The organism is Clostridium sp. AF50-3 (genome assembly GCF_003477445.1).
In the GTDB taxonomy this organism is placed as follows: domain Bacteria; phylum Bacillota; class Clostridia; order Lachnospirales; family Lachnospiraceae; genus Otoolea; species Otoolea fessa.
This window is the reverse complement of the sequence record NZ_QUDH01000002.1, coordinates 135,433-157,058: the sequence shown is the minus strand read 5'-3', so window position 1 is coordinate 157,058 and position 21,626 is coordinate 135,433. Positions and strand designations below refer to the sequence as shown.

Annotated in this window: 19 protein-coding genes; 2 read left to right on the top strand and 17 right to left on the bottom strand. The window is 48.8% G+C overall.

The window, feature by feature from the left end; genetic code table 11:
* Nucleotides 1–13 precede the first annotated feature (13 nt).
* Entirely contained in the window at nucleotides 14–715 is a 702-nt protein-coding gene (gene pyrH, locus DW085_RS03210; RefSeq protein WP_106999774.1) for a UMP kinase, read from the bottom strand.
* Nucleotides 716–1,242: 527 nt separating this feature from the next.
* Here pyrH and DW085_RS03205 point away from each other — a divergent pair.
* Nucleotides 1,243–1,536 (top strand): helix-turn-helix transcriptional regulator, encoded by a 294-nt coding sequence (locus DW085_RS03205; protein ID WP_022360458.1) that lies wholly within the window; start codon nucleotides 1,243–1,245, stop codon nucleotides 1,534–1,536.
* A 128-nt stretch (nucleotides 1,537–1,664) separates the two neighbouring features.
* Here DW085_RS03205 and DW085_RS03200 read toward each other — a convergent pair whose 3' ends face one another.
* The 16 genes from DW085_RS03200 to pta all read right to left on the bottom strand — a co-directional run bounded on the left by DW085_RS03200 (nucleotide 1,665) and on the right by pta (nucleotide 19,951).
* A complete protein-coding gene (locus DW085_RS03200) occupies nucleotides 1,665–2,918 on the bottom strand; it encodes a chloride channel protein (RefSeq protein WP_118467603.1) in 1,254 nt (417 codons plus the stop codon).
* A 48-nt stretch (nucleotides 2,919–2,966) separates the two neighbouring features.
* Nucleotides 2,967–4,244, bottom strand: a complete 1,278-nt coding sequence (gene ilvA, locus DW085_RS03195) for a threonine ammonia-lyase (RefSeq protein WP_118293662.1) — start codon at nucleotides 4,242–4,244, stop codon at nucleotides 2,967–2,969.
* A gap of 166 nt (nucleotides 4,245–4,410) precedes the next feature.
* The gene (gene smc, locus DW085_RS03190) at nucleotides 4,411–8,982 is read right to left on the bottom strand and encodes a chromosome segregation protein SMC (protein WP_118491330.1); all 4,572 of its coding nucleotides are present in this window, start codon (nucleotides 8,980–8,982) and stop codon (nucleotides 4,411–4,413) included.
* 2 nt (nucleotides 8,983–8,984) lie between these two features.
* Complete coding sequence (rnc, locus tag DW085_RS03185) at nucleotides 8,985–9,677, bottom strand: ribonuclease III (RefSeq protein WP_107000387.1); 693 nt, start codon at nucleotides 9,675–9,677, stop codon at nucleotides 8,985–8,987.
* Between the two features lie 185 nt (nucleotides 9,678–9,862).
* Nucleotides 9,863–10,093 carry an acyl carrier protein gene (acpP, locus tag DW085_RS03180; protein ID WP_106999769.1) on the bottom strand — a complete coding sequence of 77 codons (231 nt, stop codon included), beginning with the start codon at nucleotides 10,091–10,093 and terminating at the stop codon, nucleotides 9,863–9,865.
* Nucleotides 10,094–10,194: 101 nt separating this feature from the next.
* Nucleotides 10,195–11,184, bottom strand: coding sequence for a phosphate acyltransferase PlsX (gene plsX, locus DW085_RS03175; RefSeq protein WP_106999768.1), 990 nt, complete (start codon nucleotides 11,182–11,184; stop codon nucleotides 10,195–10,197).
* Between the two features lie 176 nt (nucleotides 11,185–11,360).
* Nucleotides 11,361–11,690 carry a DUF6363 domain-containing protein gene (locus DW085_RS19530; protein WP_243033908.1) on the bottom strand — a complete coding sequence of 110 codons (330 nt, stop codon included), beginning with the start codon at nucleotides 11,688–11,690 and terminating at the stop codon, nucleotides 11,361–11,363.
* The gene (locus DW085_RS19525) at nucleotides 11,660–12,172 is read right to left on the bottom strand and encodes a patatin family protein (RefSeq protein ID WP_243033907.1); all 513 of its coding nucleotides are present in this window, start codon (nucleotides 12,170–12,172) and stop codon (nucleotides 11,660–11,662) included. Before DW085_RS19525 ends, DW085_RS19530 begins: the two co-directional genes overlap by 31 nt.
* Nucleotides 12,173–12,553: 381 nt before the next feature.
* Nucleotides 12,554–13,168 carry a cytidylate kinase-like family protein gene (locus DW085_RS03165; RefSeq protein ID WP_118293659.1) on the bottom strand — a complete coding sequence of 205 codons (615 nt, stop codon included), beginning with the start codon at nucleotides 13,166–13,168 and terminating at the stop codon, nucleotides 12,554–12,556.
* A 12-nt stretch (nucleotides 13,169–13,180) separates the two neighbouring features.
* Entirely contained in the window at nucleotides 13,181–14,533 is a 1,353-nt protein-coding gene (locus tag DW085_RS03160; RefSeq protein ID WP_118491328.1) for an SLC13 family permease, read from the bottom strand.
* Nucleotides 14,534–14,941: 408 nt separating this feature from the next.
* Nucleotides 14,942–15,943, bottom strand: coding sequence for a hypothetical protein (locus tag DW085_RS03155; RefSeq protein ID WP_106999764.1), 1,002 nt, complete (start codon nucleotides 15,941–15,943; stop codon nucleotides 14,942–14,944).
* A gap of 787 nt (nucleotides 15,944–16,730) precedes the next feature.
* Nucleotides 16,731–16,913: a 50S ribosomal protein L32 gene (rpmF, locus tag DW085_RS03150; RefSeq protein WP_003499726.1), complete on the bottom strand. Its 183-nt coding sequence runs from the start codon at nucleotides 16,911–16,913 to the stop codon at nucleotides 16,731–16,733.
* A 2-nt stretch (nucleotides 16,914–16,915) separates the two neighbouring features.
* Nucleotides 16,916–17,128 carry a DUF177 domain-containing protein gene (locus DW085_RS19520; RefSeq protein WP_347474960.1) on the bottom strand — a complete coding sequence of 71 codons (213 nt, stop codon included), beginning with the start codon at nucleotides 17,126–17,128 and terminating at the stop codon, nucleotides 16,916–16,918.
* The gene (locus DW085_RS19515; protein ID WP_243015177.1) at nucleotides 17,125–17,433 is read right to left on the bottom strand and encodes a hypothetical protein; all 309 of its coding nucleotides are present in this window, start codon (nucleotides 17,431–17,433) and stop codon (nucleotides 17,125–17,127) included. The genes DW085_RS19520 and DW085_RS19515 overlap by 4 nt, the downstream gene beginning before the upstream one ends.
* A 98-nt stretch (nucleotides 17,434–17,531) precedes the next feature.
* On the bottom strand, nucleotides 17,532–18,722 hold the full coding sequence (locus DW085_RS03140; RefSeq protein WP_022360442.1) for an acetate kinase: 1,191 nt from the start codon (nucleotides 18,720–18,722) through the stop codon (nucleotides 17,532–17,534).
* Between the two features lie 233 nt (nucleotides 18,723–18,955).
* Complete coding sequence (gene pta, locus DW085_RS03135) at nucleotides 18,956–19,951, bottom strand: phosphate acetyltransferase (RefSeq protein WP_117795259.1); 996 nt, start codon at nucleotides 19,949–19,951, stop codon at nucleotides 18,956–18,958.
* A 297-nt stretch (nucleotides 19,952–20,248) separates the two neighbouring features.
* On the opposite strand from pta, the gene DW085_RS03130 reads away from it, so the two are divergent.
* Nucleotides 20,249–21,613 (top strand): nucleotidyltransferase family protein, encoded by a 1,365-nt coding sequence (locus tag DW085_RS03130; protein ID WP_347474959.1) that lies wholly within the window; start codon nucleotides 20,249–20,251, stop codon nucleotides 21,611–21,613.
* Nucleotides 21,614–21,626 lie beyond the last annotated feature (13 nt).

The following is a 21,626-nucleotide window of genomic DNA, read 5'->3' as shown; positions in this document are numbered from 1 at the left end:
AAAATCCTCCTAGTTATGCGGTAACCACTGTACCGTTAATTTTTCCGCGCATTGCATTTACAATTCCGTCTTTTTCATTCAGGCTGAATACTGCCATCGGAACGTGATTTTCCATACACATGATGGAAGCTGTGAGGTCTACGACCGCCAGCTGCTTGTCGATCACCTCCTGAATCGTGATCGTATCATACTTCTTTGCATCCGGGTTGATCTTCGGATCGCTGTCATAGACGCCGTCGATCGCCTTGGCCAGAAGAATGCAGTCTGCATCCATCTCAATCGCACGCAGCGCTACGCCGGTATCAGTTGAGAAATACGGATGGCCTGTACCGCCTGCAAAAAATACGACCATACCCTTTGAGAAATATTTATTGGCTCTGTCCTTTGAAAACAGCTTCGTCATGGAACCGCACTCAAATGGTGTCAGAATCTGTGTCATCATACCCTCGCTCCGGAAGATCTCCGACACGTAAATACAGTTCATGACCGTTGCCAGCATTCCGATCTGATCCGCCTTGGTCCGATCGATTGCATTGCTCTGGCGGCCTCTCCAGAAGTTTCCGCCGCCGATCACGATACCTACTTCGATTCCGTCATCGACTGCCGTCTTAACCTGTCTGGCTACTTCCTTGACCGTCGCCTCATCAAACCCGGTTTTCTTGTCGCCTGCCAGCGCTTCTCCGCTCAGCTTCAGTAATACCCGCTTTAATTCCATAATTCGGTTCTCCCTGTCTATATGTACGTTCTGATGTACATTTTATCTGTGATGACCGTAAAAAGCTGCGTCACCTTATCAAAGATATTCTACCACAAAAAATCCGAATGTGCGATAGAATTTTCGTAAATCCTGTGCATCCTTTCATCATTTTCCCCAAACGCCTTTCTGTATACGGATTCTTCGCCCTATTTTTCATTTTTTCTCAAATTTTAGCGCCCGTTTTACTTTTTTTCTATTTCACCTTTTCCCGCCGCTCTCATTCTGCCCCCAGTTTCTCATTATTTATCTGCACTTATCCTCTGCAATCTTTTTCTGTGCATTATTTAACAGCCTTCCTAGGTGCAATCCATGTATGTGCATTATTTTATTGGATATGCATTTTATAACATTGCAAATTTGAACCATTATATTGTTTGATAAAAATCAATTTCCAGCTACAATAGTTATATCAGTTGTAATTATTTATTATCTCTGAAATAACAATAACGCATGATTCTTTCGGATCGGGGAGGCACTTGAAAAATATGACAGCAATCGATCAAAAACAAATTAACAAGCAGCAGACAAACCGTTATGAAAAATATTACCGTCAGATAGGTCTCAACATCGCTTATTACCGCAAACTCCGTGGCATGAGCCAGATGGCTTTAGCAGAGGCGACCGATTTAAGCCGGACTCATATATCCAACATCGAGGCACCGAACATGAAAACGAGTCTTTCCTTAGAGAGTCTCTTTGATATTGCAGGTGTTCTGCAGGTTGCACCGCGCGCCCTGCTCGATTTCCGTGATGAGAAACCGCAGGATTTTCATGAATAAATCATGATAGAGCACGTAGATTCATGAATTTCTTTAAAGCATGACATTTTAGGGTTCCAAAGATAAATTGGAACCCTTTTTGTGGTATTCAAAAGTAAAAAATCAAAATTATGGTGAGCATTTTCCACCTATTTATTCGTCTTCCGGTTAATAAACTCCGTCCTCGTCTTCGAGTAGATAAATTTCTGACTCGCATACAGGCTGTAATAACCAGAGAAACTAAAGCTGACTGCAATCACCAGCACGAAAAACGGCATCGCTTCATAGCCAAAAAGCTCAAAGCCCAGCAGAAGCGTTGAGATCGGGCAGTTTGTGACTCCCACAAAGAGTCCCAGCATACCGCAGGCGGTCATAAGACCGACCGGCTGTCCAAAGAGAAATGCAAAGAAACTGCCAAACGCCGCGCCGATCGTCAGGGTCGGCACGATCTCGCCTCCCTTGAAGCCTGCCTCCAGCGTAACCGTCGTAAAGAGAATTTTCATCAGGAAATCCCATGGAAGTCCCTCGCCCTCGAAACATTTTTCAATCAGGGAGACGCCGCTTCCGTTGTAGCGGGTCGAACCGGTCAGAAGCGTCAAAACAATCACAATCGCCGCGCCGGATAGAATCCGCCAGACCGGCGATGGAAGATATTTTTTGTAGAGATGTTCCGTTGTGTGAAGCGTGATGCAGAAAAGCTCCGACACCAGCGCGCAGCCAGCCGCCAGACCGACAGCAACGATCGCTGTTTCAATACTCCACGCAGGAACCGCACCAATCGCAAACTGCTCCGGCATCAGTCCCCAGAACCTCGCCAGCGCCGCCGCCGTAAAGGCAGAAAAGACACATGGAACCAGCGCTGCATAGTACATAACGCCGATGCTGATAACCTCCATCGAAAAGATCGCCGCCGCCATCGGTGTGCCAAACAAGGCGGCAAACACACCGCTCATGCCGCACATGACCGCAATTTTCTTATCTTTCTCATCAAATTTCAGCCATTTTCCGATCTGGGTTCCGATGCTTCCTCCCATCTGCAGCGCCGCGCCCTCCCGTCCGGCAGAACCGCCGCCCAGGTGCGTCAGAAGTGTTCCTGCAAAGACTGCCGGGGCAGTCGCAAAACTGATCTCTGTGTTCGAATAGATCGATTCGATCACCATATTTGTGCCCCGGTTATTACTCTCTCCCAGCACATGGTAAACACCCAGAACCAGAAGACCGGTAAGCGGCAGCAGAAAGACCATCCACGGGTGGCTTTGAAAGAATGCCGACACCCATAGGACACATTTTCCAAATGCCGTGCCGATGCAGCCGCTCACAATTCCAATCACAATCGCGCCTTCCACCCATTTTATAAAATAGGAAATATTTTTTAACACCGGCTCATATTTCTCCCGCTTCATTTCAACTCTCCCCTGTCTGCTCTATCCACACTGCTTTTCATTTCCATCTTAGACATCATAGATATTTTTGGATTTTACCAGCTTCGGACGGTAGCCTGCTTCCTTGAGTGCTTCCACTATCTTATTCTTGTGATCCGTACCAAACGCCTCAACGGTGATCCGCAGCTCCACTGCTGCGTTGCGGTTGATGCTGACAAACTGGTTGTGCTCCAGTTTGATGACATTGCCCTGCTCCGCTGCCATCAGATTTGCAACTTTTGCAAGCTCTCCTGGCTTATCCGGCAGCAGTACCGATACGGTAAATACGCGGTCTCTCTGGATCAGACCATGCTGTACGATGGATGCCATTGTGATCACGTCCATGTTGCCGCCGCTCAGGATGGATACGACTTTTTTCTTCTTCACATTCAGGTGTTTCAGAGCAGCCACAGTCAGAAGACCGGAGTTCTCAACGATCATCTTGTGGTTTTCTACCATATCAAGGAATGCCACGATCAGCTCGGAATCCCCGATGGTGATGATATCATCCACATTGATCTGGATGTACGGGAACAGCAGATCGCCCGGGCGTTTAACGGCAGTACCATCCGCGATTGTGTTGACGCTCGGGAGAGTCACTACTTTTCCTTCTTTCAGGGATTCCTGCATACAGTTTGCGCCTGCCGGTTCTACACCGATCACTTTGATCTTCGGATTCAGCAGTTTCGCCAGCGTTGCAACACCGGTACAGAGTCCGCCGCCGCCAATCGGAACCAGAATATAATCAACGGTCGGAAGCTCTTTGATGATCTCCATGGCGATGGTTCCCTGACCGGTGGCTACGTCCAGATCGTTGAACGGATGGATAAAGGTATATCCGTGCTCCGCTGCCAGCTCATTTGCATATGCCAGCGCCTCATCGAATACATCGCCGTGAAGAACCACCTCTGCGCCATAGCTTCTGGTACGGTTTACCTTCATGAGCGGCGTGGTCGTCGGCATAACAACCGTTGCCTTGCAGCCAGCCAGTTTTGCCGCGTATGCAACGCCCTGTGCATGGTTTCCAGCCGATGCGGTGATCAGACCGCGCTGTTTCTCCTCATCACTCAGGGTGCTGATCTTATAAAATGCACCTCTTACCTTGTAAGCACCTGTATACTGCATATTTTCCGGTTTTAAATATACTTTATTGCCGGTCAAATTCGAAAAATATTCACTGTAAACCAGTTTTGTCTCGGAAATAACCTTGCTGACAACCTCAGTTGCTTCTTCGAATTTCTCCAGCGTCAGTCCCTGCGGCTCAGCCTGTACTGCCTCTGCTGTCTCTTCCTTTATTGTCTCACTCATTGTCTTTCCTCCATTTATCCGTATTTCTCAGAATGCGCCCTGCTTTTGCCGGTTCTCTGACCAGACAGTCTGCCGGGTGTGTCCTCTCTATCTGAATCTACGGCTTAAGCAGATTTGTTCTCCGCCAAACCAGTTTCAGCCGCGGCATGTTCAGCTATTTTTAGCTTTATTCATTCTCTGTCAATGCTTCATTTCTCTTAAACAGTGCATTGACGAAATCATTCGCATCGAATTTCTGTAAATCGTCAATCTTCTCGCCGATTCCGACGTATTTAACCGGAATACCAAGCTCGGACTGGATCGCAACCGCGATACCGCCCTTTGCCGTGCCATCCAGCTTCGTCAGGATGATGCCGGTGATATCCGCCACCTCCATAAACTGTTTTGCCTGTGCAAGCGCGTTCTGACCGGTCGTTCCGTCAAGGACAACCAATGTCTCACGGTAGGCGTCCGGATATTCTTTGTCGATGATCCGGTTGATCTTCTTTAGCTCTTCCATCAGGTTTTTCTTGTTATGCAGACGACCTGCCGTGTCGCAGATCAGCACATCGGCATTTCTTGATTTTGCCGCCGCGATCGCATCGTAGATAACAGCTGCCGGATCAGAACCTTCCTGCTGGGCGATCAGATCAACGCCCGCGCGTCCTGCCCACTCCGTCAGCTGCTCAATCGCTGCCGCACGGAATGTATCCGCCGCCGCCAGAATGACCTTCTTGCCCTGATCCTTTAACTGACCCGCCAGCTTGCCGACCGAGGTCGTCTTCCCGACGCCGTTGACGCCGATCACCAGCACAACCGACTTGCGGTTTTCAAATTCGTAGGCATTTTCGCCCAGATCCATCTGCTCTTTGATGCTGGCAATCAGAAGATCCTTGCACTCTGCCGGATCCTTGATGTGGTTTTCTTTTACCTTTTTCCGGAGATCCTCGACGATCGCCATCGTCGTCTGGATACCTAAATCGCCCATGATAAGCGTCTCTTCGATCTCCTCATAGAAATCATCATCGATCGCGGAAAAACCGCTGAATACGGAATCAATTCCGCTTACAATGGAATCTCTCGTTTTCGTCAGCCCTTCTACCAGACGGCTGAAAAAGCCCTTTTTCTTCTCTCCCATGGCTGCGCCTCCTTTTCTATTTCTGAGCTCTTTTTTGCAATTATAATTCTGCTTTTCCTCTTCCCGCTCCATCTGCGCCTCGATCAGACTGACCGATACCAGCGTGGACACACCTTTTTCCTGCATCGTGATACCGTACAGGCGGTCTGCCGACACCATCGTGCCTCTTCGGTGGGTGATGACAATAAACTGCGTGTAGCGCGTCAGCTTATGCAGGTACCCGGCAAACCGGTCTACGTTGGAATCGTCGAGTGCCGCCTCAATCTCATCAAGCAGGCAGAATGGCGACGGTTTTAAGTTCTGAATTGCAAAAAGCAGCGCGATCGCCGTCAATGCTTTCTCCCCACCGGAGAGCTGCATCATATTCTGCAGTTTTTTGCCCGGCGGCTGTGAAATAATCTGGATGCCTGCCTCCAGAATATCTTCTTCCTGCGACAGCTCCAGCGTACCCGTTCCGCCTCCGAATAATTCCTTAAATACTTTATCAAACTCGCGGCGGATCTCACCAAATTTTTCCCTGAACTGACGCCGCATTCCTTCATCGAGCTCCTCGATAATTTTTTCCAGCGCCGCCTGTGCCGCTACCAGATCTTCATGCTGGTTTTTCATAAATTCGTAGCGGCCGGATATCTCCTTGTAGTCCTCGATCGCGTTGACATTGACATTCCCAAGGGCGCGGATCTCCATCTTTTTCCCATTGATCGACCGCTTCATTTCTGGAATCGAGGTCAACTCTTCCTTCCGCAGCTCTTCCGCGCGCGAATACGTAAGCTCATACTCACTCCACATATAATCGACCTGCGACTCCAGGCGCTCATTCAGGCGTTCTCTCTGATTCTGGAGACGGAAGTTCTCGCGGTCTAAAAGCTGGAGACGTTCGTTCAGCTCTTCCTTTTTATCAAAGAAAGTTTTCTGCCGCCCCGCCTTTTCTTCCTTCTCACGCTGCTTGTTCTGGATTACCAGTTCCATCTGCGTCCGCTTGTCCCCGGACGCCTGTATCTCGGCTTCCAGCGCTGCAATCTCTCGCTCTCTGGCAGCGATCGTCTCGCTGCTGTCCGCGTGACCGCCGGAAAGTTTCTCTTTCTCTGCCCGGAGACGTTCCTGCTCCTGCAATACACGGCGCAGATTTTCCTCGATAAACGCGCCCTTCTGCTCCGCCTGGGAATGCCCAAGCTGTATCTCCGAAAGGGCTGCCGCCGCTTCCCCACGCTGCTTTTTCGCCGTCTCAAGACCTGTCTGCTGCTCTTCCACGTACTGGTTCTTCTCATTGCTTAGCGTTTCAAGCTTCGTCTCTTCGGTCTGCAGCTCCCGCAGCGCCCCGCGCAGATCGCCTACCTGCAGCTCGAGTTCCTGATTTTCTGAAGACAGATCCTGCGAGGAATCTGCAATCTCCTGCCGTCTCGCCTCTAACTGGCAGATCGTCAGTTCCAACGTATTCTGCTGGATCTGCATCTGCTGGCGCCTCTCCTGGACGGATGCCAGTGTTCTCTTCGCTTCCGTCAGCCTGCGCCCTGTCTCTGCCAGCTCCTTCTGTACCGCCTCTACCTGTTCCAATGCCTTTTTGCAGGCAGCTTCCAGTTCTTCGATCTCACGGCGGCGTCCCAGCAGATTGCTGCTGTTCTTGAATGCACCACCGGTCATCGAACCGCCAGGGCTTAAAAGCTCGCCGTCCAGCGTCACGATCCGGAGAGAATGCCGATATTTCTTTGCCAGCGCAATCGCATGATCGATCTGATCCACCACGACCACGCGTCCCAGCAGATAGGACACCAGCCCGCTGTATTTCTCATCCGCAGAGACCAGTTCGCTTGCCAGTCCAAGAACGCCCATTTCTTTCAGCGCCCCCGGCTGTCCAAAACTCTGGCGGCGTTCCATGCTGGTCAGCGGCAGAAACGTCGCACGGCCATACCGGTTCTTTTTCAGGTGTTCAATCAGGCGTTTCGCCGTCTCCTCGGAATCCGTCACAATGTTCTGGATGCTGCCGCCAAGTGCCGTCTCGATCGCCGTCTCATATTTCTTCGTCGTGCTGATCAGATCCGCCACAACGCCGTGAATACCCGGAACGCAGTTCCTGACTTCCATCACGCGGCGGATACTGCCGCCGTAGCCCTCGTAGCGCTCCGCCAGATTCCGCATCGATTCCAGCTTTGTCCGGTTCGTGTGGTAATCCTGCTGAAGGCTCGAAAGTTTCTGGTTCAGGCGGCGTTCCTGTTCTTCCTCCGTGCGCGTCTGCTCCTGCAGCTCTTTTTCCTGCGCCGAAAACGCTTCCAGACATTCCCGCACCTTCCCTAATTTGGCTTCTTCTTCTTTTTTCTGCTCTTCCTGAACCGACTCATCGCTCTTGAATTTCAAAAGCTTCTGCGTCACTTCCGCCCGGCGCACATCCGCCTGCTCCAGCATCGTCTCATAGCGCTGACGGCGGGCGGCAAGTTCCGCTTTCTGGTTCAGAGCGTCCATGATCTCGGCTTTTGCTGTCTCGATCAAAGTTTCCGTCCGGCTGACCGCCTCGTCCATCGAACGGACTGCTGCCTCCGCTTCCTGCTGTTTTGCCTCGATCATCTGCACCGATGCATTTAGTGCCTGTTTTTCAGACTCATATTCCGCCTGTTCTTCCTCTTTCTGATGCATTTCGCCGTCGATCGACGCCATCCGGCTGCGGATATGTTCTTCGTTCATCTGCTCCGTCCGGATCTGCTCTCTGAGAACCCCGATCCGTCCGGTCTTCTCCTGGCGTTCCAGATCTTCCCGGCTGCACGCCTCACGATCCGCGGCAATCGCCGCATCCAGCGCATCCAGCTCGGTTCCGAGCAATTCGTACTCCGATTTCAGTGTCTCCGATTCCGCCCGCACACTCTCCTGATCGCCGGTCAGAATCATCTCCTTCTGCTCCACTTCCCGGATCTGGCGCTTCAATTCCTCCGATTCTGCCAAAAACAGGTTGGCGTCCAGGCAGCGCAGCTCTTCCCGCAGACGCAGATACTCCTTCGCCTCCTCCGACTGCCGTTCCAACGGTCCTACCTGTTTTTCCAGCTCGGACAAAATATCCGTCACGCGGATCAGGTTCTGTTTTTCATCTTCCAGCTTCTTCTGTGCGATCGCCTTGCGCCGCTTGAATTTCACGATTCCAGCCGCCTCGTCAAACAGCTCGCGCCGTTCCTCCGGCCGCCCTCTTAAAATCTGATCAATCTGCCCCTGTCCGATGATGGAATATCCCTCTTTACCGATACCCGTATCGTAAAAGAGCTCGTTGATATCTTTTAGACGGCAGCTCGTTCCATTAATCTTATATTCACTCTCACCAGAACGGTAAAGACGTCTTGAAACCGTGACTTCGTCGTACTCAATCGGAAGTTTGTGATCGGCATTATCCAGTGTGATCGCCACGTAGGCAAATCCCTGCGGTTTTCGAAGCTCCGTACCAGCAAAAATAACGTCCTGCATCGTGCCGCCGCGCAGCTGCCTGCTTCTCTGCTCACCGAGCACCCAGCGCACTGCATCGGCGACATTGCTCTTGCCGCTGCCGTTTGGCCCGACGATGCCCGTGATTCCGTTGTGGAACTCAAACAGAATTTTATTGGCAAATGACTTAAAACCCTGTATTTCAATACTCTTTAAATACATACCTACTCCTGCGGTTTTCTGATAGTGAGGATCCCACGGTACGCCGCACGCTGTTCCGCTGATTTTTTCGTCCGTCCGATGCCGCGGCCGATCTCCTGACCGTCCAGCATCGCGGACACTTCGAAGCTCTTGTTGTGATCCGGTCCTTCTTCTTTCAGAAGAACGTATGTAAGTGTCTCGTCTGTGTGTCCCTGCACAATCTCCTGCAAGATAGTCTTGCTATCATAAAAGAGCTTTTTGTGTTCCATATCGTTGAGAATAAATCGATGAATAAACTCTTTTGCATTAGCAAAACCACCGTCCAGATAAATCGCACCGATCAGTGCCTCCATCGCATCCGACACCACCGAATCGCGCCCCCGTCCGCCGGTCGCATCCTCGCCTTTTCCAAGCAGCAAAAATCCACCCAGATCGATCTCCTGTGCGCAGAATGCAAGCGTCGGCTCGCAGACCAGACTCGCACGTGTCTTTGTCATATCGCCCTCCGGCATCTCCGGAAACGTGCGGAACAGAAAATCACTCGATACCACTTCCAGCACCGCGTCGCCTAAAAATTCAAGACGCTCGTTGCATCCCAGTTTTCCAAGATGGTGCTCATTGGCATACGAACTGTGTATCATCGCGTGTTCCAGAAGCTTCTTGTCCTGAAACGAATAGCCAATCCGTTTTTCCAATTTATTTAATGTATACTCCATATATTTCTCTCTTTCCAGCCTGTCCTGCTGCTGACTGATTCCGGCAATCATTGCTATTTGTGTCTGTGAGCCAGAGTCAAACATCCGTTCTTTTTGGAAAGGAGCTGTCGCGATCCTGCCCTTCGGCAGCCCGCCCAGCCCCTTTGCCTGACAGACTTCTCTATAACTTTTTAACAAACATTGAATTAGTTCAGTGCGTTCTTGATCTGCTCTACTGCATCGCCCACAGATACAATCTTTTCTGCCTCCTCAGTCGGAATTTCGATATCAAACGCCTCCTCGATTCCCATGATAATCTGAAAAATATCCAGCGAATCAGCGCCCAGATCATCCACAAACGTCGTATTTAACGTAATTTCATCTGCTTCAACATTCAGTACCTCCGCGATAATGTTCTGTAATTTTTCAAATTCCATAATTTTCTTCCTTTCTATGAACTTATTTTAAAATATTTAGAATTCTAGATTGATTAAAAACATATCGTTTTTTCGCTACATTTTATAATTTCACGAAAGCTTCACAGACTTTCCTTGATCTTTTCATTAATCGCCTGCTCTTTAAAGGTCACACACTGAAGAATCGAATTGCACACCTCGATGCGCTTGGAATTTCCGTGCGTCTTGACAACCAGCCCCTTCAATCCCAGAAGCGGTGCGCCGCCGTACTGGCTCGCATCGAATGCTTTGAGCGTCGTCTTCAACGCCGGTTTTACAAGCAATGCGCCGATCTTTGAGCGCAGGCTCGTCATCATGCCCTGTTTTACCATGGAAATCAGGGTTGCACCAACACCTTCATAGAGTTTCAGGATGACATTTCCGACAAATGCCTCAGAAACGATGACATCCGCGCCGCCGTGCGGAATCTCGCGTGCCTCGATGCTGCCGATGAAATTGATGTCCTTACATTCTTTTAAGAGCGGGAATGTCTCTTTCACCAGCGCATTGCCCTTCTCTTCCTCCGCACCGATGTTGACGATCGCCACACGCGGATTCTTGATGCCAACCACGTGTTCCATGTAGATGGAGCCCATCTTTGCAAACTGTACCAGATGGGACGGTCTTGCATCGACATTGGCGCCGCAGTCGATCAGCAAGGATACACCCTTTTCTGTCGGAATCAATGGAGCCAGTGGCGGACGTTCAACGCCCTTGATTCTGCCGACGATCACCTGTCCGCCGACCAGAATCGCGCCGGAGCTGCCCGCGGAACAGAATGCATCCGCCTCACCCCTGCGGACCATATTCATGCCGACCACGATGGACGAATCTTTCTTCGTGCGGATCGCATTGACCGGCGGTTCCTCCGTCTCGATGACCTCAGTCGCATTGACAACCTCGATCTGTTCTTTCTTATATGTATGCTTTTTTAATTCTTCTGATACGACTTCTTCCTTGCCGATCAGGAAAATCTGAATATCTTCCCTCGACTGGGCTGCCATCACGGCACCTGCCACGATCTCACCCGGTGCGTTGTCGCCCCCCATGGCATCTACTGCTATCTTAACCATTGCGTGTTCTCCTTCTATAATTTATAGCGATACACATACCAAACCTGTCTTCCGCCACTGCGGCATATGTGGTCCGAACGAATCGCTCTTTCATCGTCACGCTGCAGCTGTCCCGCTTTTTATTGTCCACAGCCACATTACATCAATCTTTACTATACTAGAGATCAATCTATAAATCAATAAGATTTGAACCAATTTTCCATTGCATGCATCTGATTGGCAGCATCCTTCCTGCCGATATCATACGTCTCCTGCAATTTTTCAACACTATGTTCGGTTCTGCCGATTGGAAGCGCCACGCTCGGACGGATAACAAAAATTTTTCCCTCTTGTTCGAGGCGATCGATCCATTCCACCGTCTTATTATAGAAATAATAGCGGCTGCGAAGCGCCCTCACGAACGCCGGATATTTGTGATATGCCGCCTCCGGCAGCCAGAAATTGCCCGGTTTCTTGCGGTAGCCCGCCGGACGGGTCAGCACAACGACGCATTTTTTATACCCCATCTTAGCGAAGGTACGCAACGGAATGCTGTCCGTGCAGCCGCCGTCCAGAAGCTCATTCCACCAACCTCGACCATATGGGACACATACGGAAGGGATGCCGTCGCACGGAAATATTCGACATCTTTGAACATATCTTTGATCTCCAGATACTCTGCTTTCCCTGTCTCCACATTGCTGCATGCCACATAAAACCGTGTATTTCCCCGGTCAAATGCCTCGTAATCATACGGATCCAGCCGTTCCGGTATATCATGGAAGCAGAACTGCTCGTCCACCAGATTTCCCGTCCGCAGCCAGTTTTCAAAGCTCATAAAACGCTTGTCATTGCAGTATTTTTTATAATAGCGGATGCTCCGCTCCTTCTGCCCCGACACAAACGAAGCCCCATGCACTGCCCCCGCCGAGACGCCGATCACGCCGTCAAATGAAATATCATGATCCAAAAACACATCCAGGACGCCCGCTGTGTAAATACCGCGCATCCCGCCGCCCTCCAGAACGAGACCGGTCTTTTTTTCTTTTTTTTAACTCTGTCATATATCATCAAACTCCTATTAAATATCTTATATACTATAAAACAAGATCGAACAGATAGCAAATACGATTTTTCTATCTAATTCCATATTTTTTAGTATAACGTTACTGTTCACGCATACGTGCCCAGTAACGGAATTTGTCGTGGCTTCGCATTTAAATACGGCAAATTCCTGCTGCCACCACGTTTTCTTACGGCACTTTCGGTTCCAAAAGTGCCCACCCGGGAACAGTAACAGTATAACACCTCGGCAGAAAAAGGGAAAGGGGGACGTGCGCCGCCTATGCACACGTTCCCCTTTCTCTTTTCCTTCGATATCTCTATTATTTTATTTCTGCATCGCGTCCATCCTCGCCTGCACATACTCCTCCAGCATCTTCGTCGTTCCCTCAATTCCCAGCCGGCTGCTGTTGATCGAAAGGTCATAATTTCTGGAATCTCCCCAACGTCCGCGGCTGTAACAGTTGTGGTAGGATTTCCGCCGCCAGTCCTTCGTCTTTACCAGACGTTTCGCCTCGTCCTCTGAAAGTCCGTGCAGCTGCTCGATTCTCTTCACCCGTGTTTCCTCATCGCCCAGCACAAAGATCGTGATCAGTCCGTCATATTCCTTTAAAACCGTCTCCGCACATCGTCCAACTACCACGAACGATTCCCCTGAATCGGCCTTGTCTTTCAGGTAACTGAACTGCATCTGCGCCAGATTGTTCTCCAGAGAGCTTGAAAATCCGCTGACATTGCGCGCCAGAAAACGGTTTAGCGGCTTCTCGTCGTATTTTTCCAGCACACGCGGATCCACACCCTTTTCCTTGGCAATACTGTCCAGCATCCTATGATCATAAATCGGAAGTTCAAAATGCTCTGCCAGCGCTTCCGCTATCTTGTGTCCGCCGCTGCCAAACTGTCTGCTGACCGAGATAATCACTCTGTTTTTCCTCTCCTCCATATAAAAGCCCCCTTAAAAGTATCTCACATATATACAAACCATGGAAATCAGGATTACCAGCACCGTCGCCGGAGCTGCATACCGGCAATATTTCCCCCAGCCGATAAAATGTCCGTTTTTCGCTGCCACTGAGATACCAACTACGTTTGCCGAGGCTCCGATCGGAGTTCCGCAGCCGCCAATATCCGTACCCATCGAAAGCGCCCACGCCAGAACCGAGAGATCCATGCCGCCTGCCTGCGCCAGACTCCGGATAACCGGGATCATCGTCGCCGCAAATGGGATATTGTCCACAAATGCACTCGCAAGCGCCGACAGCCACAGCACAATCGCTACTACCCATTTTACATTATTTCCACTGACTGCGTCAATGATCCCTGCTAAAGAATTTAGGACGCCCGTCTGCTCCATGCCGCCGACCACGACAAAAAGACCAATGAAGAATAGCAGCGTCTTATAGTCAAGCTTCTTAATCATGCTGAGCGCCTCACCGCCGGATGCCAGCAGCGAAAAAGCACCGATAAATACGCCGATCGTCGCAACTGTCAGTCCCGTCTGTGCATGCGTCACCAGCATCACGATCGCCGCCGCAAAGATCACCACGCTGACCGCAAACCGTTTCCGATCCGCGATCGCCTCCTGTGGGGATGGATATGTAACCGCTTCGTCATGCTTTTCACTCGCCTTTAATTCTTTCCTAAAGGAAAAATAGAAAAACAGCACGATAAAAATCAGCGAAACACCCGCCATCATACCTGTATTTAAAATAAAATCTTTAAATGAATATCCGAGCGAGGTTCCGATGATGATATTCGGCGGATCGCCGCACATCGTCGCAGAGCCGCCCAGATTCGAACAGAAGATCTCTGAAATGATCATCGGAATCGGTTCAAAATGCAGAAGATGCGCCAGCTCTACCGTGACCGCTGCCAAAAAAAGAATAACGGTAATACTGTCGATAAACATCGCCAGAAACGCCGACATCAGCATAAATGAAATAAAAATCGGGATCGTCTTATAATGTACCGCCTTGGCGATTGTCAGGCACAGCCACCGGAAAAATCCCGCGCGCTCCATGCCCTCCACCATCAGCATCATACCGGCAATAAAAAGAATCGTCGCCCAGTTGATGCCGCTCGAGGACTCTGCCGCCGCCTCGGTCTGAAACCAGAAGTTCGGAACCATGAAGCTGTGCAGGCTCAGCGTCTCCGCCGCTGCCGCCTCACTGTGCATACAGACGCCAAACACCAGCACCAGCGTCAGAAGCCCGCATCCGAGCGATACGATATGCCTCTCAATGTGATCCCAGATGATAAGTCCAAACATTACAATAAAAATAATCACAGCCAAAATTTGTGCTGCCATCTCTGTGCCCCTCCTTTGTCAGTCCTTTTTCTGCCATCCTCCATACTGGCTTAGAACCCCTTGCAGTCTCTTCTCAGACCGCCCCTTCCCCTAGATTGTTAAAAAATAGGCAGTCATGAGATACCACCTCTATCTTACTACTTATTTCACAATATGCAAGTATACTTTTTGTTAATTTTTTTATTCCATCAGAAATAACTGCCAGCTTGTCCTTCATCACTCTTTTCATGTATGTGTTTTCATTCTACCATCGTTCTGTTTGCAAATATTCTCTTTATTTTTCTCTGTTTTTAAATGTAAAAGAGACAGACCGCATATTCCGTGCAACCTGTCTCTTCTCACATCTATTTTACAATTCTGTCTCCATCTTCCCTGACGGATTTTCATCAAAATTGTTTCTTAAACATTTTACAGAAGCGCCCCATCTTCCCCGACCTGCTTGCCGTCCGGTGTCGTCGTATTAACTAACATCGCGCCGTTTACATCCAGATAATACCATTTTCCATTCCAGAACACCCAGGTATTCGTCTTGCAATATGCATTTTCATCGAAGAAATACCACACACCGCCGATCTGCTGCCAGTTATTGGTCACATAGCTTCCATCGGAATTGCGGTACTTATAGCCAAGCGCATCCTGTTCCCACGCACCGGCTGCCGGACCGCTGCCTGCTTCCTTGAAGACAAGCGTCTTCTGAATTTCCTGCGCCTGCTCCGCCGTGATTGTGAAGGAATCCGATGTCTGCCATTCGCCGTGCCGTGAATCGCTGTAAACCGCGCGCACATCAAACGTGTAGGTTCCCGCCTGCGTGAGATAACGTCCAAGATTGTATTTCGTTTCTTTTCCCGGTTTTACCGTACTTAAAAATTTCTCATCCCGGTAAACGCGCAGCTCATAGTATTTCGCATCCTCACTGCCGTTCCACTCTGCAACGCCATCCATCTGATCCCACTCTGCCTCATCTACATCCAGGCTGTAATCACTGGAGGTTCCTTTTAAAGCTTTCAGGGTGATCACGACCCGGAGTTCCTCATCGCCCTTGCGCTTGATGGAAGTAACCGTCGCACTGTCGCCGCTCAGGGTCACATTCTTTTTCGCATAACCGGATTTAAAATAATAATCATCGTCTGCCTCCAGCGTAACCTCCAGCTTTGGCTTATCCTTGTCCACCCATTTACCGGACGGCTCGTTGATCACATCAACATTGGAAATATCGCAGTCACCGAAATCGAGCGAAACATCCACATCTGAACTCTCATCACCGACATGAATCGAGGACGAAACATTCAAGCCGATCGAGCCAACCGGGCTGCGGTCCTCCGTATCCTTCGACGCAAATGCCTGAAATGGGATCGCCGCCAGAAGCGCGGCAGCTGTGACGGTCAAAAGTAAATATTTTCCCCTTTTCATATGTAAAACCTCCTAACGTGATATTTATAAAATATTATCCCTCTTTTTTCTTCTTCTCTATATTAACAAAAATAGCGGTATTGTACACCTTTTTGCATACAACACCGCCATCTACATAGTATCTCAGTTACTGTACACACATACGTGTCCAGTAACTGAATTTGCCGTGGCTTCGCATTTAAATACGGCAAATTCCTGCTGCCACCACGTTTTCTTACGGCACTTTCGGTTCCAAAAGTGCCTACCCATGAGCCAATGTCAGTAAGTTAAGCTTTAGCGTTAAATCCCCTATAGGAGTCTAACATATTTTTAAATTGATACTTGACAAAAATGTCAAAATATGCGACCGCTCTCGCTATTGATCTTTTTCAGAAGTAGCGAGAGCGGCCCCTGTAATTAGAAATATATTTTCATTTACAGGAGGCACATATATGACTTTCGCTAGTAAAAGTTAAATAACAAATAACAGTACATAAAATACTTTGTTAAATAACATTCTTATAGGGATAGTTGAGCTTAATGCTCTTCTATCCCCATTTTTTACATTTTTACTAATAAAAATCACAGATTTGATAATATTCACGAAATATAAAAAATGGAGAGATTATTGCAAATTAATAATCTCTCCTGTTTTTGACCACATTTTATAAGCCATAAGTTATAGTTGCTAAAATCTACCCAAAAACACCTGTTAAACACCCTCTTGAAATGGACTAAAAATGGGCTAAAATACGAAAAATGGGTTAAGCAAAAATCGCTTAACCCCTTATTTTTCAATACTTGTAGCTTAGTCTTCTACTTTAACGATTTCTTTCTTGTTGTAGCTTCCGCAAGCTTTGCACACTCTGTGAGGCATCATCAGAGCACCGCACTTGCTGCACTTTACTAAGTTCGGAGCACTCATTTTCCAGTTAGCTCTGCGGCTGTCTCTTCTTGCTTTGGAAGATTTGTTCTTAGGACAGATAGACATGGTTACACCTCCTTAAATTCATTGAATATCTCCTGGATAACCGACATCCTTGGATCGAGCGACCTAGTGTCACAGGTACAAGTCCGAAGATTAAGATTTGTACCACATCTATTGCAAATCCCCTTGCAGTCTTCTCTGCACAGGACTTTCATAGGCAAGCTCAGTAGCAGTTCGTTGCAAACCAACTGGTCTACATCCAGATTGTACCCCTTCATAAAGGTTCATCATCTAAACTCTCCTCCTGACCGTCCTGCACCTCAAACTCTCGTCCAAAATCCAGTTCGCAGTCGAAAGATACTGGCTCCAGACAACGCGCACAGTGACCTCCCACCGTCAGCGTCGCATGACCACTCATCGTATACTTATGCCGTGTCTTAGCCGTCAGTTCCAGTTCAAAAGGCTCAGCCTTCTCAATCTGAAACGTCTCTCCGTCAAAATCAACAGAGTCCAGCGCAGTCTCGACTGTATAGACTTTCTTTCTACCCTCGCAGTTAAAAAGTTCCGATAAATGAATCAGCATACTAATCTCCTAATACGCACTTTGATATTATACAAAGGTCGAGCGCGTTTGTCAATGATTAATTTTACATATTTTTGCAAATTTAAATTCATATTTAATTATTTTACCAGTGCAAGAGTCTCGCGGGCGATAGCCAGCTCTTCGTTGGTCGGAACCAGGAGAACCTGAACCTTGGAGTCGTCAGCAGAGATGATTCTCTCCTCACCTCTTACGTTGTTCTTCTCCTCATCCAGTTTAACGCCTAAGTAGGTCAGGCTGCTGCAAACATCTTTTCTCATCTTGATGTTGTTCTCGCCGATACCAGCGGTAAATGCGATTGCATCTACACCGTTCATAGCTGCTGCGTATGCACCGATATATTTGATTACGCGGTAATCGAATACGTCCAGGGCCAGCTGTGCTCTCTTGTTGCCAGTCTCAGCTGCTGCTTCCAGATCACGACCATCGCTGGATACGCCAGAGATACCGAGCATACCGGATTTCTTATTCAGGACTTCGTTCATCTCATCCAGGGACAGACCTTCTTTTTTACCTACGAAATCGATGATAGCCGGATCGAGGTCACCAGAACGTGTACCCATAACCAGACCTTCCAGTGGAGTCAGACCCATGCTGGTGTCTACAGATTTGCCGCAGTTTACAGCGGAGATGCTGGCGCCATTACCCAGGTGGCAAACGATGATCTTCATCTGATCATACGGTTTTCCAACGATCTCAGCGGTTCTCTTAGATACGTAGCTGTGGGAAGTACCATGGAAGCCGTAACGTCTAACTTTGTATTTCTCATAGTATTCATACGGAATACCGTAGGTGTAAGCAACATCCGGCATGGTCTGATGAAAAGCGGTATCAAATACAGCTACCATCGGTACGCCTGGCATAAGTTCCTGGCAGGCACGGATACCAATCAGGTTTGCCGGGTTGTGAAGCGGTGCCAGATCGTTGCACTCTTCGATCGCTTTCATGGACTCGTCGTTGATTAAGCAGGAAGAAGTAAATTTCTCGCCGCCGTGTACGACACGATGTCCAACTGCACCTACCTCAGACAGGCTCTTGATAACGCCGCTCTTCTCGTTAGTCAGGGCTGCCAGAACTGCGTTGATAGCCTCTGTATGGGTCGGCATAGCGATCTCAGATTTCTCTTTTTCGCCGCCCTCCGGCTGGTAAGTCAGCATACCGTCGATGCCGATTCTCTCGCAAAGACCCTTAGCCAGAACGCCCTCTGTCTCAGAGTTGATTAACTGATACTTTAAGGAAGAACTTCCGCAGTTAATAACTAAAATATTCATGGTAATAGATTCCTTTCTTTATAACATCACAATTCAGCCGCAGGTATTCTCTCTATATGCGGTTCACACGGAAGCATCTGCAAAAACGTCTGCACTGCCCTGTTGTGAACTGCAGGATTATGTATGAATACCGGGCTGAACTGTAATTATCACTTTTAATTCTTAATTAAACGGATTTAGGATTCTCTGACGCGGTGCCAGTTCTACATCCATTTGATTCCAATTGGTATTAATTATGCCTGCTGAGCCTGTACAGCTGTGATAGCTACTACGCCTACGATATCGTCTGCGAAGCATCCTCTGGACAGATCGTTTACCGGCATGGACAGACCCTGAAGAACCGGACCATAAGCGCCAGCTTTTGCAAGTCTCTGAACCAGTTTGTAACCAATGTTGCCTGCTTCCAGGGACGGGAATACTAAGGTGTTAGCATGTCCAGCTACGGTGCTGCCCGGTGCCTTAGCCTCGCCTACAGACGGAACCAGTGCTGCATCAAGCTGAAGCTCGCCATCCAGTTTCAGTTCCGGGAACTTCTCATGGGCAATCTTAACTGCATCTGCTACCTTGGTAACATCATCATGTTTAGCGGAACCCATAGAAGAATAGGACAGCATAGCTACCTTCGGCTCTGCGCCAACCAGCATCTTGAAGCTCTCTGCGGACAGACCAGCGATCTCAGCCAGCTTGTTGGAATCGAAGTCAGTGTTTACTGCACAGTCAGCGAATACGAACAGACCGTTCTCACCGAACTCGCAATCCGGAACTTCCATCAGGAAGAAGCCAGATACAGAGCTGATACCCGGTTTGGTCTTCAGAAGCTGCAGAGCCGGACGAATGGTGTTGCCGGTAGAATGGCATGCACCAGATACAGCGCCGTCAGCATCGCCGCACTTGCACATCAGGCAAGCATAGTACATATAGTCTTTCTCCATCTGCTCTTTTGCGACTTCCGGAGTAACACCTTTTTTGCCTCTTAATTCAACGAACTTGTCGATGTATTTCTGCTTATTCGGATCATTGTACGGGTCAACGATGGTGGCACCGGAAATGTCGAAGCCTTTGCCGTTTTTCTCAATCTCTTCCGGAGTACCGATGATGATCAGATTTGCGATACCCTCTTTCAGAATTTTCTCAGCTGCCTCGTATGTTCTCTTGTCCATTGACTCTGGAAGAACGATGGTTTTCTTGTCTGCTTTTGCTCTTTCCTTAATCTTGTCAATAAATGCCATGGTTATAAAACCCCTTTCATAAGTGTGTGTCTATTACTGCTAACATTATATACCAGTTGTTTATTGTATACAAGAGCGATTTTCAAATTTTTGATTAATTAAATTTTTAACAAGATGCACTATAATTTTCCCTTTACGCTCCCACACTTCCACTATATAATGTAAATGAAGCAGAAAATGGCTGCTATTTTTTACAGATTTTCTGCCGCAACAGCAACAGTCTTTTATTTTTATTTCTATTATAAATAGGCTGCTACAAAATTCCTCGCAAAAATGCAAAAAACAGGATTGAAATTTATGAAAATCGTTGGTTTAATTACCGAATATAACCCGTTCCATGCCGGACATCTGTATCATATGCAGCAGGCAAGGGAACTGACCGGCGCAGACTACTGCGTCGTCCTGATGAGCGGCAGCTTCGTCCAGCGCGGCGAACCCGCCATCTTTGATAAGTACCGTCGTACAAAAGCCGCTCTTCTCGCCGGTGCCGACCTGGTACTTGAGATGCCGGTCGCTTTTTCTACCGCTTCGGCGCATGAATTTGCCGCCTATGGAGTCGCGCTTCTGTCGGCGATCGGTGTGGATGCCGTTGTGTTCGGCAGTGAATGCGGGCAGATTGAATTCCTTAAGCAGGCTGCTTCTGCGCTGAACCACGAATCGGCAGAATTTCAGGAACGGCTGCGGAAAGGGTTGAAGGCGGGACTGACTTATCCGCAGGCACGGGCGAAGGCGCTGGGAGAAACACAGGCGGGCGGGACAAGAGTTGAAAATGTAGAAGATTTTCACGCAAATACAGATGTGTCGAACTCTCATATATGGTCTTCCATTTTAAACTCCCCTAATAATATCCTTGGGATTGAATATCTGCGGGCGGCGGAAGATCTGCACAGCCCGATGGAATTTTATACGATTTCGCGGGAGGGAAGCGGATATCATGAGGATGCACTGTCTGAAGCAAAGTTTCCATCCGCTTCGGCAATTCGCGGGATAGTTCGGAAGAGCTATGAAAATCTGTCAGCAGATAGTCCAGCTTCACTAAAACAGGAACCGGGTTCTGATTCAAAAAGTGAGATTTTATTTAATATTTTAATACCTCATCTGCCAGCCGTGACGCATCCCGCATACGCAGGTGCACTTCCCGTTTTTACGGATGACTTTTCAGAACTTTTAAATATGGCTGTTTTACAGATGCAGAAATCTTCAGCGAAAGGTTCCATTGCTGCCACAAACGTCGTTATGCCTTCCAGCACTTTGTCTGTTGATACCAATACGCAGGCTATATCCCGCATCGCAGATCTCTCCCCGGAGCTTGCCGCCCGCCTTGCAAAACCACCTTACTTTCCTCTCTCTTTTGAAGAACGGATTCAGGCATTAAAGACGCGCCAGCTTACCTACACGCGTGTCAGCCGGGCGCTTCTGCATCTGGTACTCGGTATGCGCGAGGAAGATATTTCCCGGTGGAAGGACGAGGGATATGCACTCTATGCACGAATTCTCGGTTTTCGCAGGCAGAGCAGCCTCTGCTCTCCTGTCTGCATAAAAAAAGCAGCATCCCCCTCATCACTAAAATGGCAGATGCCGCCCAGAACCTCTCCCCGTCGGCGCTCGCGCTGCTGGAGCAGGAGGTGTACGCCTCGCATTTATACCAGACGGTGCGGATGAAGCGCAGCGGCGT

What these genes read in the sequence shown, in the direction of transcription:
- pyrH (WP_106999774.1), bottom strand. Translation starts at nt 715, where the DNA reads ATGGAATTAAAGCGGGTATTACTGAAGCTGAGCGGAGAAGCGCTGGCA.
- DW085_RS03205 (WP_022360458.1), top strand. Translation starts at nt 1,243, where the DNA reads ATGACAGCAATCGATCAAAAACAAATTAACAAGCAGCAGACAAACCGT.
- DW085_RS03200 (WP_118467603.1), bottom strand. Translation starts at nt 2,918, where the DNA reads ATGAAGCGGGAGAAATATGAGCCGGTGTTAAAAAATATTTCCTATTTT.
- ilvA (WP_118293662.1), bottom strand. Translation starts at nt 4,244, where the DNA reads ATGAGTGAGACAATAAAGGAAGAGACAGCAGAGGCAGTACAGGCTGAG.
- smc (WP_118491330.1), bottom strand. Translation starts at nt 8,982, where the DNA reads ATGTATTTAAAGAGTATTGAAATACAGGGTTTTAAGTCATTTGCCAAT.
- rnc (WP_107000387.1), bottom strand. Translation starts at nt 9,677, where the DNA reads ATGGAGTATACATTAAATAAATTGGAAAAACGGATTGGCTATTCGTTT.
- acpP (WP_106999769.1), bottom strand. Translation starts at nt 10,093, where the DNA reads ATGGAATTTGAAAAATTACAGAACATTATCGCGGAGGTACTGAATGTT.
- plsX (WP_106999768.1), bottom strand. Translation starts at nt 11,184, where the DNA reads ATGGTTAAGATAGCAGTAGATGCCATGGGGGGCGACAACGCACCGGGT.
- DW085_RS19530 (WP_243033908.1), bottom strand. Translation starts at nt 11,690, where the DNA reads ATGGGGTATAAAAAATGCGTCGTTGTGCTGACCCGTCCGGCGGGCTAC.
- DW085_RS19525 (WP_243033907.1), bottom strand. Translation starts at nt 12,172, where the DNA reads ATGCGCGGTATTTACACAGCGGGCGTCCTGGATGTGTTTTTGGATCAT.
- DW085_RS03165 (WP_118293659.1), bottom strand. Translation starts at nt 13,168, where the DNA reads ATGGAGGAGAGGAAAAACAGAGTGATTATCTCGGTCAGCAGACAGTTT.
- DW085_RS03160 (WP_118491328.1), bottom strand. Translation starts at nt 14,533, where the DNA reads ATGGCAGCACAAATTTTGGCTGTGATTATTTTTATTGTAATGTTTGGA.
- DW085_RS03155 (WP_106999764.1), bottom strand. Translation starts at nt 15,943, where the DNA reads ATGAAAAGGGGAAAATATTTACTTTTGACCGTCACAGCTGCCGCGCTT.
- rpmF (WP_003499726.1), bottom strand. Translation starts at nt 16,913, where the DNA reads ATGTCTATCTGTCCTAAGAACAAATCTTCCAAAGCAAGAAGAGACAGC.
- DW085_RS19520 (WP_347474960.1), bottom strand. Translation starts at nt 17,128, where the DNA reads ATGAAGGGGTACAATCTGGATGTAGACCAGTTGGTTTGCAACGAACTG.
- DW085_RS19515 (WP_243015177.1), bottom strand. Translation starts at nt 17,433, where the DNA reads ATGCTGATTCATTTATCGGAACTTTTTAACTGCGAGGGTAGAAAGAAA.
- DW085_RS03140 (WP_022360442.1), bottom strand. Translation starts at nt 18,722, where the DNA reads ATGAATATTTTAGTTATTAACTGCGGAAGTTCTTCCTTAAAGTATCAG.
- pta (WP_117795259.1), bottom strand. Translation starts at nt 19,951, where the DNA reads ATGGCATTTATTGACAAGATTAAGGAAAGAGCAAAAGCAGACAAGAAA.
- DW085_RS03130 (WP_347474959.1), top strand. Translation starts at nt 20,249, where the DNA reads ATGAAAATCGTTGGTTTAATTACCGAATATAACCCGTTCCATGCCGGA.